Genomic DNA, 14526 nt, shown 5'->3' on the forward strand with positions numbered 1-14526 from the left:
AATTATTAAAATATTACTAGAAGTAAATTAAGCTTTTTTATATACTGTGATTATCGTATATGGTGAAAAAAGTTTACTTAATAAGGAGTGTAAAGAAAATATGAGTGTCACTATAAAAGATATTGCAAAATTAGCGAATGTTTCTCATACAACGGTGTCTAGAGCACTTAATAATAGTCCTTATATTAATGAAGAAACCAAGGTTAAAATTATGGCTTTAGCAAAAGAATTGAATTATGTACCAAATTATAGTGCTAAGAGTCTTGTTCTATTAAAATCATACGTTATAGGAGTATTTTTTTCATCAATTAGCGAAGGAACATCAGATACATTCTTTCATGAAATTATAAGAGGAGTTAATAATGTCATAGATAAAGAATATAATTTGGTTGTAAGAGGTATAGATGATTATCAATATTCTCACTTAATTGATAATAGAAATTTTGATGGAATAATCGTTGTAAGCCAAAGTAAAAATGACGATGAATTTATACAAACTATTTTAGAGAAAAATATACCAACTGTAGTTATAAATAGATATATTGAAAATGAAGGACTAGTAAACATAATGTCAGATGATACAAAAGGAGTTTATGATGCAGTTACTTATTTTATAGAGAATAATCATAGGAAAATAGCATTATTGCAAGGAAATAAGGAATTTGAATCAACAGTATATAGAAAAAGAGGATATATAAGAGCGTTAGAGGATAATAATATTCCGATTAATGAGGAATATATTTTAAGTGGTAGATATGACCTTAAAAGTGGATATGAGAATATGAAAAAGTTACTTAAATTAGAGAATGTTCCAACAGCAGTATTTTGCGCTAATGATGATATTGGGGTAGGGGCTATGAAAGCAATATTTGAAGCTGGGTTAAAAGTTCCAGAAGATATCTCAATTATAGGGTTTGATGATAGCAACTTTTGTAACTATGTAACTCCTCCATTGACAAGTGTGAGGAAGGATTCTTTGGCGATGAGCGAATATGGCGGAAGAAACTTATTAAATCTTATAAAGAATAAAGAAGTAGATAAAGAAAAAGTTTATATACAATCTCAGCTTGTAGTAAGAAAATCAGTAAAAAAACTTTAATAATGGATTTTAATAATTAGTGAATTTAAGCACTAATTATTAAAAAAAGTTGTTAACGTTCACAAAAAAGTGTTGCGTTATTTGAAATATGATATTATAATAAAGTTATCAAGTAGATACAAGAAAATGTTCACGTGAACAGGAATTTGCACGTATTTTTGTTCACGTGAACAAAAAAGAAAAGAGGATTTTGATATGAAAAAGTTTATGGATGAAAATTTTTTATTAAGCAACGAAGTATCTGAAAAATTATATCATAATTATTCAGAAAAAATGCCAATTATTGATTATCATTGCCACATTAATCCGAAGGAAATATTAGAAGACAAAAAGTTTGAAAATATAACTCAAGTATGGCTTTATGGTGATCATTATAAATGGAGACAGATGAGAACTTTGGGCATAGATGAAAAATATATTACAGGAGATGGAAGTGATTATGAAAAGTTCTTAGCTTGGGCAAAGACTATATCATTAGCTATCGGAAATCCACTTTATCATTGGACACACTTAGAACTTAAGAGATTCTTTGGAATAGATGAAGTTTTAAATGAAAAAAGTGCACCTGCTATTTGGGAAAAAGTTAATAAGCTGTTAAATAGCGATGATTTTACAGTAAGAAATCTTATAAAGAAATCAAATGTAAAAGTGATATGTACAACAGATGATCCTATAGATTCATTAGAATATCATTTAGCAATAAAAGAAGATAAAAGCTTTGATGTGAAAGTATTACCAGCTTTTAGACCTGATAAAGCTCTAGGAGTTAATAAAGAAACATTTAAAGATTGGTTTAACAAACTAGAAGAAGTAGTTGGTTCTAAAATTTCAAACTTTGATGAATATTTAGAAGCATTAAAAAAGAGAGTGGAATATTTTCATGAAGCTGGATGTAGAGTATCAGATAATGCATTGGATTTTGTTCCAGTAGGAAATGCTTCGTTAGAAGAAGTTAGAGAAATTTTTGCAAACGTACTTAAAAATGGACAAGTATCTTTTGAAGATGAAAATAAATTAAGAGTATATATATTAAAGTTCTTTGGAAAATTATATCACGATCTAGGATGGGTAATGCAATTTCACATGAATTGCGTTAGAGATAATAACAAAGTAATGTTCGAAAAATTGGGACCTGATACAGGATTTGATTCACTTAATGACACAGAAGTTGCAATTCCACTATCAAGGTTATTAGATGCATTAAATAGTGAAAAAGCTTTACCTAAGACTATTATATATAGTTTAAATCCAAATGATAATTCTACAATAGGAACATTACTTGGATGCTTCCAAGGAGACGGAATTAAGGGCAAAATACAATTTGGATCAGCTTGGTGGTTTAATGATCACAAGATTGGTATGCAAGATCAAATTAGAACTTTAGCTAATTTAGGCATGCTAAGCACATTTGTTGGAATGTTAACAGACTCTAGAAGCTTTTTATCTTACACAAGACATGAATATTTTAGAAGAATACTTTGCAATGTAATTGGAGAATGGGTAGAAAATGGCGAGTTACCTAATGACATTGAACATTTAGGACAAATTGTAGCTGACATTAGTTATAATAACGCAGACAAATACTTTAATATGTAATCTTTTATGTATGAAAATAAGTGAGATGCTTATTTTCATACAATAATGCAAAGATACAGATGAAGTGAAGATTTAGGAGGAATAGCTATGAAATTAAATAAGGAATTATATAAAGAATTTAAAACATATCCAGAAAAAGTATTGCAATTTGGAGAAGGTAACTTTTTGAGAGCTTTTGTTGATTGGCAAATAGATAAAATGAATGATGAAGCAGATTTCAATGGAAGCGTTGTAGTTGTTCAGCCATTAGAAAATGGTCTTGTGGACATGCTTAATGATCAAGATTGTCTATACACTTTATATTTACAAGGGGTTCAAAATGGGCAAGCATCAAAAACTCATAAAGTAATCAATAGTATAAGTAGGGGAATTAATCCTTACAGAGACTATAATGAATATTTAAAAGTTGCAGAAAATCCAGAATTAAGATTTATAGTGTCAAATACAACAGAGGCAGGAATTGCATTTGATGAAAACGATACTTTAAATGGAGGATGTCAAAAAAGTTATCCAGGTAAGCTAACAGCATTCTTATATCACAGATTTAATGCATTTAATGGAGATGACAGTAAGGGATTTATTATAATTCCGTGCGAGCTTATTGATAGAAATGGTGAAAAACTTAAAGAAATAGTATTAAGATATGCAGAAGTATGGAACTTAGGACAAGACTTTATTGATTGGACAAACAATGCTAATACTTTTTGTTGTAGTTTAGTTGATAGAATAGTGCCAGGATATCCAAGAGATACAATTGATGAGGTTAGAGAAGAGCTTGGATATGATGATAATTTAGTAGATGTAGGTGAAATATTCCACTTATGGGTAATAGAAGGTCCTCAGTCTATAAAAGATGAATTACCAATAGAAAAAGCTGGACTTAATGTAAAAGTTGTAGATGATATGACACCATATAGAACAAGAAAAGTTAGAATTTTAAATGGGCCTCATACAGCAATGGTTCCAGTAGCATATCTTTATGGTTTAGAAACTGTAGGGGAAGCGGTTGATCATGAGGTTATAGGAAGATATGTCCATGATGTAATATATGATGAAATTATAGAAACTTTAGATTTGCCTCACGAAGAATTAGTGGAATTTGCAGATGCGATTATAGAAAGATTTCAAAATCCATATGTAAAGCACTATTTAATGAGTATAGCATTAAATTCATTATCTAAATATAAAACAAGAGATTTACCAAGTTTAACTGAATATCTAAAGAGAAAAGGTACACTTCCTAAGAAATTAGTATTCTCCCTTGCATCTTTAATAGAATTCTACAAAGGAAAAAGAGGAGACGAAGACATTCAATTAACTGATGATGAGGATATATTAGAATTATTTAAGAAATTATGGGAAAAATACGATGGAACAAAAGAAGGCCTAAACAAAATTGTAACTTCAGTTCTTGGGTATGAAAAGAATTGGGGAATCAATTTAAATGAAATTCCTAATCTTGCTGATGAGATTTCAAGATATTTAGAAATAATTGAAAAAGTAGGAATGAAGGAAGCTGTTAAAGTAGTTTTATAATGAAATTTATTATCGTGCAATTAAATTTTCTTAATTGCATGATAAGTAAATATATATCAATAATAAAGGAGGTAAATAAATGAGTTTTGATGAAAATTGTTTTTATTGTTCAAAGAATCAAGATTTAGATTCTTTAATGATTAAGATTTGTGATTTAGATGTATCAACAGTATATTTGTTTAAGGAACAAACTTATGGTGGAAGATGCAATGTTGTTTATAAGGAACATAAGAGTGAAATTGCGGATTTAACTGAAGAGGAAGCAGCAGCTTTCATAAATGACGCTAGAAAGGTAGCTAAAGCAATCCATAAAGCCTTTAATCCAGATAAAGTAAATTATGGAGCATTTGCTGATACTATGAAACATCTTCATCTTCATATTGTACCTAAATATGAAGGCGGCCCATCTTGGGGAAAAACTTTTGAGATGAATCCACAAAAAATATATTTAAGTGATGATGAGTACCAAAACCTAATTTGTAAAATAAAAGATAATTTATAATATTGGATTAATGAATAAAAAATTAACTAAATTAAAGATACGGAGGAAAAGGAATGTTAAATTCTGTTGACAAAAACGCATCAACTAATGCTAATAATGGAAACGTTAAATTAAGTTTAAGAGAGAAAATTTCTTACGGTTTTGGAGATTTTGGTAATGGATTTATGTTTGACTTAGGTCAATCATATCTTACAAAGTTTTTTATAGATACATGTGGAATTAGTGCTGGAGCAGTTGGTGGTATATTTGCATTTACAAAAATATTCGATGCATTCATGGATCCATTAGCAGGATCATTGATAGATAGTAGAAAAGCAGGTAAATCAGGAAAGTTTAGACCTGTAATGATGATTTCAAGTATAATTCTTGCTTTACTTACAATTATTACTTTTACTATGCCTGAGATGCCGCTTTCATCTAAGATTATATATGGTTATGCAACATATATGATTTGGGGGCTTGTATATTCATTCACTAATGTTCCTTACGGATCATTAGCATCGGTTATGACAAGAGATGTAGAGGATAGAAGCCAATTAGCTACATTTAGACAAGCTGGTTCATTAGGAGCACAATTAATAACAGGGGTAGCTTTTGTACCTATTCTTATGATGTTTAGTGATAAAAAAGTTGGTTATCCAGTTGCAGCTGCAGTTATGGCTGTTATAGGAGTTATTTCATTCTTTATCTGTTTTGCAAACACAAAAGAACACGTTGTAGTTAACAGAGAAGGTAAATCAGAAAAGGCATCTGCTAAAGATTATTTTAAAGTTGTATTTACAAACAGACCATTATTATGTTTAATTCTTATGCAATTATTTACAATATCAGCTATGAATACTAACAACCAAATGATGATTTTCTTCTGCCAATATAACTTAGGAGATATTGCACTTCAACCAAAAGTTAATGGTATAATGATTGGATGTTCTGTAATTGGTATATTTGCTATTCCATTCTTAGTAAAGAAGTTTGGTAAAAAGAAAACTGCAATTACAGGATTAGTAATTGGAATTATTGCAAATGGATTAAACTTTGTAATACCAACAAATGCTACTACTTTCACAGTTCTTGTTACAATAGGATATGTAGCACTAGCTATTCCAAATGGAGTAACTTGGGCATTTGTTACAGATGCAATTGACTACGGTCATTGGCATACTGGAATAAGAAAAGAAGGCGTGACTTATGCTGCATTCAACTTTTCAAGAAAGATAGCTCAATCAATCGCTGCGCTTGTTAGTGCAAGTGTATTAGGTATGACTGGATATGTTGCAAATGCACAACAAAGTTCAGAAACATTGTTAGGAATTAAGGGAGCAATGACATTGTATCCAGCAGTAGCTTTAGCTTTAGCTGCTCTTGTAGTAGGTATATTACACAACTTACCAGATGACAAGTACAGAAAAGTTGCTCAAGATTTACAAGAAGGAAAATGGGAAAAAGGAATATTAGAATAATAATTATATAAATAAATCATTGATATTTAGCTAAGAATAATGAAACACTATCAACTCTCAAAATATAAGTTGATAGTGTTTTATCTTTATATATTGAGTAAATAAAAAGATATATACTTGTAAAAAACTGTTAACGTTCACAAAAAAGTATTGCATATTTTTTGATTTGATACTATAATGTAAATATAACTTAAATAATTTTTAACTAAAATTGTTCACGTTAACAATTGTTCGACCTCTAATTGTTAACGTGAACGAAAAATGCTTTGATATATAAATAAGCTATAAACTTATTTAATATATAACACAGTTCTTAAAAATACAGAAAATCAGTAATATAGACTTTAAAATAATATAGAATTCTTCAAACCCATAATTTTCATACTATAATTTATTAATAATATTTTAAGTTAACCATTTTAAGAACTGTGTATTTAATTAATAGTGATAGCGCAAAATAGATTTGTTAAGAAATAAATGTTTGAAATTATAATATATATTCTAAAAAATAGTTTAAAATACTATGAATTTTAAACTAGTTGATATTCTAAAGAATAATTTTATTATCTAAAACCTGTATATATATTTATTATAAAGATATTAATTAAAAAAGAATTTGAGGTGTAATAATGAGAAGGAAAGAAGTTTTAGGTGATTATGATCTAGTTCAAAAGATGATGTAGCAGATTTTTTCTTAAATAAGGAAGCGAAAATAGTCGCAGTAAAATTAGGGCCAGAAGGATGCTATATAAAAGATAAAAAAGAAGGAGTCAAGGTCGCAGGATATAATGTATCAGATTTAATTCAAGATACAGCTGGGGCAGGCGATGTTTTTGCAGCTGGATTTTTAGAAAAATTATCACTAAACGAAATTGGACAATATGCTAACGGTGTTGGAGTTATGGCAACATTGGTACAAGGAGATATGGAAGGTTATCCATATTATGATCAACTGATGGAATTCATAGGAAAGAGACAAGGTGTTGAAAGATAGAATTTTCTGAAACAGATATTACTATATTTCTAACAATTGAAAATGTTAGCGCTATTAAAAGTATTTCCTTCATATAAAATGTTAATTACATTTAAGGATAAGTAAAGAGGATTATTTTGATAATTAAATTTTAAGTGTATTCTATCTCTAAATTATAAACTTCAAATAATATTTAAAATAAACTTTTACTTATCTTTAATAATATATAGATCCAAATTAATATTACTAATTGGAGGTATATCAAATATTAAAATGATAAAATTTGCATTGTTAATTGTCCATTGAAATTAGTTTAAGATATTTTTAATGAAAAAACTTAGGAGGAATAACTAATGAAATTGAACAAGAAACTATATAAAGAATTTAAGACTTACCCTGAAAAAGTGCTACAATTTGGGGAAGGAAATTTCCTAAGAGCATTTGTTGATTGGCAAATTGACAAAATGAATGAAGAAGCAGGTTTCAATGGAAGTGTCGTAGTCGTTCAGCCTCAAGAAGGTGGACTAGTTAATATGCTAAATGAACAAGATGGCTTGTTTACACTTTATCTTCAAGGAGTTCAAGGAAAAAGAGCTATAAAAACACATAAAATAATCAATAGTATAAGTAGAGGAATTAATCCATATACAGATTATAATGAATATTTAAAAGTTGCAGAAAATCCAGAATTAAGGTTCATAGTGTCAAATACAACAGAGGCAGGAATTGCTTTTGATGAGAATGATAAGTTAAATGAAGGATGTCAAAAAAGTTTTCCCGGTAAGTTAACTGCATTTTTGTTCCGTAGATTCATGGTGTTTAATGGTGACAATAGTAAAGGTTTTATTATAATTCCATGTGAGCTTATTGATAGAAATGGTGAAAAACTTAAAGAAATAGTGCTAAGGTATGCAGAAATTTGGAATTTAGGACAAGATTTTGTGGATTGGATAAATGATGCTAATACTTTTTGCTGTAGTTTAGTTGATAGAATAGTTCCAGGATATCCAAGAGATACAATTGATGAAGTTAGAGAAGAACTTGGATATGATGATAATTTAGTAGATGTAGGTGAAATATTCCACTTATGGGTAATAGAAGGCCCTCAGTCTATAAAAGATGAATTACCAATAGAAAAAGCTGGACTTAATGTAAAAGTTGTAGATGATATGACACCATATAGAACAAGAAAAGTTAGAATTTTAAATGGGCCTCATACAGCAATGGTTCCGGTAGCATATCTTTATGGTTTAGAAACTGTAGGGGAAGCGGTTGATCATGAGGTTATAGGAAGATATGTCCACGATGTAATATATGATGAAATTATAGAAACTTTAGATTTGCCTCACGAAGAGCTAGTAGAATTTGCAGATGCGATTATAGAAAGATTTCAAAATCCATATGTAAAGCATTATCTAATGAGTATAGCATTAAATTCATTATCTAAATACAAAACAAGAGATTTACCAAGTTTGACTGAATATCTAAAGAGAAAAGGGGCGCTTCCTAAGAAACTAGTATTCTCCCTTGCATCTTTAATAGAATTCTACAAAGGAAAAAGAGGAGACAAAGACATTCAATTAACTGATGATGAGGATATATTAGAATTATTTAAGAAATTATGGGAAAAATACGATGGAACAAAAGAAGGCCTAAACAAAATTGTAACTTCTGTTCTTGCGTATGAAAAGAATTGGGGAAGTAATTTAAATGAAATTCCTAACCTAGCTGATGAAGTTTCAAGATATTTAGAAATAATTGAAAAAGTAGGGATGAAGGAAGCTATAAAAGAAGTTATTTAGAAATAAGATTATAAATTAGTATTATAGAATATTCATATGCTGTTAAATTTAAAGTTATGAACAATAATTTAATGGAAGTAGGTAGAGATTAATGAAAGAAATTATAAAAATAAATGAAAAAGACAATGTTGTAGTAGCGCTTAGAGATTTGTCTAAAAGTGAAATTATAGAAGTTGAAAATAAAAAAATAGAAATAAAAGAAGACATAAAAAGAGGCCACAAAGTAGCTATATCAGACTTTAAAGTTGATGACAATGTAATAAAGTATGGATATCCAATAGGACATGCTATTAAAGATATATCATTAGGAGAATGGATTCACACGCATAATATTAAAACAAATTTGGATGGAATTATGGAATATAATTTTAATCAACAGCTAAAGCAAGTTTCTATAGAAAATAGAAATCTTACTTTTGATGGATATAAAAGAGCAAATGGTAATGTTGGTATAAGAAATGAACTTTGGATAGTACCAACTGTTGGGTGCGTTAATGGAATTGGTGAAAGAATAATCGAAAAATTCAAAGAAGATGTAAAACCTGTTGGAATCGATGGAGTTGAAATTTTTAAACATAATTATGGATGCTCTCAATTGGGAGATGATCATGCAAATACAAGAACTATGCTTGGAAATTTAGTAAAGCATCCTAATGCTGGAGGCGTGTTAGTACTTGGACTTGGTTGTGAAAATAATACAATGGCTGAATTTATTGAGTCATTAGGAGAATATGATACAACTAGAATTAAATTTTTAGTATCACAGGAAGTTTCTAACGAGATAGAGGAGGGCGCCAAAATATTACGTGAGCTTTATGAAAATATGAAAGATGATAAGAGAGAATCAGTATCTCTATCAAATTTAAAAGTTGGATTAAAGTGCGGTGGTTCAGATGGGTTCTCGGGAATAACCGCAAATCCTCTTGTGGGTAGTTTTTCGGATTTCTTAGTTGCACAAGGTGGAACAACAATACTTACTGAAGTTCCTGAGATGTTTGGTGCGGAAACAATTCTTATGAATAGAGCTAAAGATAATGAAACTTTTGATAAAACTGTACATTTAATAAATGATTTTAAAGAATATTTCATGGCGTATAACCAGCCTATATATGAAAATCCTTCTCCAGGAAATAAAGCTGGTGGAATTACAACATTAGAGGATAAATCTTTAGGTTGTACACAAAAATCAGGAGATTCAACAGTTGTAGGTGTATTAAAATATGGTGAAACTTTAAAAACTAATGGATTAAATCTTTTAAGTGGACCAGGAAATGATTTGGTTGCAGCCTCAGCTTTAGCGGCAGCTGGTTGTCATATGGTTTTATTTACAACAGGTAGAGGAACACCATTCGGTACATTTGTGCCAACAATGAAGATATCAACAAATACTCCATTATATGATTTAAAGCCACATTGGATGGATTTTAATGCAGGAACTTTAGTTGAAGATAAAACTTTAAGTGAAGTAACAGAAGAATTTATAAAATATGTGATTGAAGTGGCTAATGGGAAATATGTAAATAATGAAATTAATAAATTTAAAGAGTTAGCTATTTTAAAACAAGGTGTTACTTTGTAAAATTCAGCATGAGAAAGTATACTTGAGTAAAAAATATAACCAATTTAGCATATTAAATTAAAATTAATTTAATATGCTATTTTTATTATAAAAATTATAATTTGTACTTTACTGGATATAATGAATTTAATTGAGTATTTTAAGCATAAATCCTTCAAAGATAAATCTATATTTAAAATTCTAGCAAGTTAAATAATTAATTAGGACTAGGATTCAGAAATCCAATTTCAACATATATAAATAAGATAGGATGATTATAGCTTAATTTTTTAATAAATAATAATATAAAGAAAATCTTATCTTGAGCTTTAAGTGGGGGTATCATGATTCTGTTTGAAGGAAAGTGAATTATTCTGATTGAAAATGAATACATTTTATGATATTATAATTACAAATTTTAAAAATGAAATATAGTATTGGGGGCAGTTGTGCTTAAATGTACATGATAAATATAGAATTAATATAAAATAGTTTATAGTATAAAATTTGAAGGGGTTTTGAAATCATGGAAATTAGCTTTGTAAGAATTGATGACAGATTAATACATGGACAGATTGCAACTATATGGTCAAAAGCAAGTGGATGTAACAGAATTATGGCGTGTAGTGATGAAGTTGCTAAAGATGATTTGAGAAAACAGTTGTTGCTTCAAGTAGCATTAAAAGGAATTAAAGCTTATGTAATACCAATAGAAACCGCTATCAAAGCTTATAAGGATCCTAAATATAAAAATTTTAAAACTTTATTTCTATTTACTAATCCAGCAGACGTACTTCGAATGATTGAAGGTGGAGTTGATATTAAATCTGTAAATGTTGGAGGAATGTGCTATAAGGATGGAAAAAAACAAATTACTGGTGCTATATCTGTAAATAATCAAGATATAGAATGCTTCAAGAAACTTTATGAGAAAGGGATTGAATTAGAGATAAGGCAGGTAGCGAAAGATAATAAGGTTAATTTAATTGACAGGTTAAAAGAATTGAAATTTCTATAGAAAATAACAGTGGAATGCTATATGACCTTTAATAGACAGAGGGGTGTAGCATTTTTTTATTAAAGGTTAAAATTATTAGACAAGTATAATAAAAAACAAAGCAAAAGCTCAAATGTAATACAATTATATGGTAATTAATTTGCCTGATTTCGGTATTAATACTATAATTTTTTACAAAGAAGTTATATTTCTATTGAATATGACTAAGAATTAAAAAACTAAATGTAAAAATGTTTTAGAGAGGAGAAATCTATGATAAAGCCTATAAAAAGAGCAGCTGTTTTACATGATTTATGCGGAATAGGAAAAGCGGCTTTAACCAATGTAATTCCTATTCTATCAACTTTGGGGGTGGAGGTTTGTCCGATACCTACTATGATATTAACAAGTCATACTGGAGGTTTTAGACCAAACATAGAAAGATTGGATGGATATATAAGTAAGGCGGTTCAACACTATATTGAATTGAACATAAATTTTGAAAGTATATTTGTTGGATACTTAGGAAGTACTAATAATATTGAAGAAACTTTACTTTTATTAGAACCTGTAAACAAGAACAAATCATTAGTAGTACTCGATCCTATTTTTGCTGATAACGGTTCATATTATAGTAATTTTAATAAGGAATATTCAGATAGCTTAAAAAGGATAATAAGATACTCGCATATCATTACACCTAACTTTACGGAAGCATGTATTCTATGCGATGAAAAGATTGTAGAGGAAGTGAGTGAAGAGAAGCTATTAGTGCTTTCTAGAAAATTACACAGTTTTGGGTGTGAAAATGTAATAATGACAAGTGTACCTATCGCAAATAAAAAGAAGATTGGAATAACTGTATATAATGGAGAAAATGATTCTTTGAAATTAATAACTAGAGATAGGATAGAAAGATCGTATCCGGGAACTGGAGATGTTTTTACATCTGTTTTGATTGGATTAATTATGGATGACAATTCATTAGAAAAGAGCGTTGAGGAATCATGCAAATTTGTTGAAGATTGCATTAAGGAAAGTAGTTCTTATGATTATCCAGTAAGAGAAGGATTACTTTTAGAACCAATATTGTATAAGTTAAATAATTTGAAACGGTCAATAGAAGAATAAAATATTTAAATTCGAATAAAAACAATCAATAAAAATCAATATAAGTGAAAATAAATGATTTTTTTTGAAATAAAATGGTTGATTTTTATTGAAATATAAGTTATGATTATATCAGAGGAGTGATGATAATGTTTACAGAAGAAAGGTTTAATATCATTCTTCAGGAGTTGAAGGTAAAAGGAATAGTATCTGTTACTGATTTAGTACAATTACTGGATGCTTCGGAATCTACAGTTAGAAGAGATCTAAATACACTTGATAGTGAGGGACTTTTAAAGAAAATTCATGGAGGTGCAATTGCAATAGGTGAGAGTACATCCAAGCACGACTATAAAGTTAATGTTAGACAATCTTTGAATGTAGATGAAAAATCTGAAATAGCAAAGCATGCTGCTGCATTAATTGAAGATGGGGATATACTCTACTTGGATGCTGGAACAACAACTGAGATCTTAATAGATTTTATTGAAGCCAACGAAATAATAGTTGTAACTAATGGAATAGTTCATGCAAAAAAGCTTTTGGAAAGAGGTTTTAAGACTTTTATTGTTGGGGGCGAAGTTAAAGCTATAACTGAAGCAATAGTAGGAAGCACCGTTGTAGAAGATTTAAAAAAATATAACTTCTCAAAAGGCTTCTTTGGAGTAAATGGCGTAAGCAACGAGAGCGGTTATACAACTCCAGATATGAATGAAGCAATGGTTAAAGCTCAAGCAATGAAAATGTGCAGAGAATCATATGTATTAGCAGATCAATCTAAATTAGAAAAAGTTAGTTTTATAACTTTCGGAGCAATAGCAGATTCAACATTAATAACAACAAAAATTGATAATAATATTAGTTATGATACTAATGTAATAGAGGTGGTAAAAAATGATTAATACAATAACTCTTAATCCTTCTTTAGATTATATTGTTAAAGTTGATTCATTTAAAGTTGATTCATTAAATAGAACTGAAGAAGAAAATATTTATGCGGGTGGTAAAGGAATTAACGTATCCATAGTTCTTAAAAATCTAGGGGTAGCGAATACAGCTCTTGGATATGTTGCTGGATTTACTGGAGATGAAATTCTAAGACAAATACAAAGCCATGGCGTAAACTGTGATTTTATAAAATTAAAAAGTGGATTTTCTAGAATAAACGTGAAACTTAAAAGTGATGGAGAAACAGAAATTAATGGATCTGGACCTGCAATAACTGATGAAGAGTTAAATCTCTTACATGAAAAACTTTCGCATCTAACAAAAGGTGATTATTTAATATTATCAGGAAGTATACCAAATAGTGTGCCAGATAATATATATGAAAGCATTATGAACAGCTTATTGGATAAGGGTGTAGAGTTCATAGTTGATGCAACAAAAGATTTGCTGTTAAAGGTATTAAAATATAAACCGTTTTTGATAAAACCAAATCATCATGAACTTGCAGAAATGTTTAATGTAGAGTTAAAAGATGATGAAGACATAATTAAATATGGTAGAAAACTTCAAGAAATGGGAGCAAAAAATGTTCTTATTTCAATGGCAGGGGATGGAGCAATTCTACTACCTGAAAATGGAGAACCTATAAAAAGAGCTGTTCCAAAAGGAATACTTAAAAATTCAGTTGGGGCTGGAGATTCAATGGTGGCTGGTTTCTTATGCGGATATTTGAAAAATAAAAATATAGATGAAGCGTTCAAGATGGGAATTGCTACAGGAAGTGCAAGTGCTTTCTCAGAAGAATTGGCAACAAAAGAACAAGTATATGAATTATTAAAGCAAATTTAATAGTGAATTTACTATAGTGTGAGTTGAATCTTATTATATTTTAAAGTTTTAACAAGGGTAATTTAACAAGTATTATGATTTTTACAAAAGCATAAA

The 14526-nt window shown here is 29.1% G+C and carries 11 protein-coding genes and 1 pseudogene; all 12 read left to right on the forward strand.

Going from position 1 to position 14526, the window contains the following annotated elements:
* The first annotated feature begins 100 nt into the window (after window positions 1–100).
* Window positions 101–1099, forward strand: a complete 999-nt coding sequence (locus PZA12_RS09495) for a LacI family DNA-binding transcriptional regulator (RefSeq protein WP_078117059.1) — start codon at window positions 101–103, stop codon at window positions 1097–1099.
* 195 nt (window positions 1100–1294) lie between these two features.
* Window positions 1295–2695, forward strand: a complete 1401-nt coding sequence (gene uxaC / locus PZA12_RS09500; protein WP_078117058.1) for a glucuronate isomerase — start codon at window positions 1295–1297, stop codon at window positions 2693–2695.
* Between the two features lie 87 nt (window positions 2696–2782).
* Window positions 2783–4231 carry a tagaturonate reductase gene (locus tag PZA12_RS09505; RefSeq protein ID WP_078117057.1) on the forward strand — a complete coding sequence of 483 codons (1449 nt, stop codon included), beginning with the start codon at window positions 2783–2785 and terminating at the stop codon, window positions 4229–4231.
* Window positions 4232–4310: 79 nt separating this feature from the next.
* Window positions 4311–4733 carry an HIT family protein gene (locus PZA12_RS09510; RefSeq protein ID WP_078117056.1) on the forward strand — a complete coding sequence of 141 codons (423 nt, stop codon included), beginning with the start codon at window positions 4311–4313 and terminating at the stop codon, window positions 4731–4733.
* A gap of 53 nt (window positions 4734–4786) precedes the next feature.
* A complete protein-coding gene (locus PZA12_RS09515) occupies window positions 4787–6193 on the forward strand; it encodes a glycoside-pentoside-hexuronide (GPH):cation symporter (RefSeq protein ID WP_078117055.1) in 1407 nt (468 codons plus the stop codon).
* 706 nt (window positions 6194–6899) lie between these two features.
* Window positions 6900–7187, forward strand: a pseudogene (locus PZA12_RS09520) (carbohydrate kinase family protein); the annotation flags it as partial.
* A 332-nt stretch (window positions 7188–7519) separates the two neighbouring features.
* Window positions 7520–8968: a tagaturonate reductase gene (locus tag PZA12_RS09525; protein WP_173713457.1), complete on the forward strand. Its 1449-nt coding sequence runs from the start codon at window positions 7520–7522 to the stop codon at window positions 8966–8968.
* Between the two features lie 91 nt (window positions 8969–9059).
* Window positions 9060–10547: a UxaA family hydrolase gene (locus PZA12_RS09530; protein WP_103698294.1), complete on the forward strand. Its 1488-nt coding sequence runs from the start codon at window positions 9060–9062 to the stop codon at window positions 10545–10547.
* A 505-nt stretch (window positions 10548–11052) separates the two neighbouring features.
* Window positions 11053–11544, forward strand: a complete 492-nt coding sequence (locus tag PZA12_RS09535) for a mannose/fructose/sorbose PTS transporter subunit IIB (protein WP_077838998.1) — start codon at window positions 11053–11055, stop codon at window positions 11542–11544.
* Window positions 11545–11796: 252 nt separating this feature from the next.
* Window positions 11797–12654, forward strand: a complete 858-nt coding sequence (locus PZA12_RS09540) for a pyridoxamine kinase (RefSeq protein ID WP_103698295.1) — start codon at window positions 11797–11799, stop codon at window positions 12652–12654.
* Between the two features lie 128 nt (window positions 12655–12782).
* Window positions 12783–13535, forward strand: coding sequence for a DeoR/GlpR family DNA-binding transcription regulator (locus PZA12_RS09545; protein ID WP_077868397.1), 753 nt, complete (start codon window positions 12783–12785; stop codon window positions 13533–13535).
* Window positions 13528–14430, forward strand: coding sequence for a 1-phosphofructokinase (pfkB, locus tag PZA12_RS09550; RefSeq protein ID WP_077839001.1), 903 nt, complete (start codon window positions 13528–13530; stop codon window positions 14428–14430). Before PZA12_RS09545 ends, pfkB begins: the two co-directional genes overlap by 8 nt.
* Window positions 14431–14526: the final 96 nt, after the last annotated feature.

This window comes from Clostridium beijerinckii (assembly GCF_036699995.1).
In the GTDB taxonomy this organism is placed as follows: domain Bacteria; phylum Bacillota; class Clostridia; order Clostridiales; family Clostridiaceae; genus Clostridium; species Clostridium helianthi.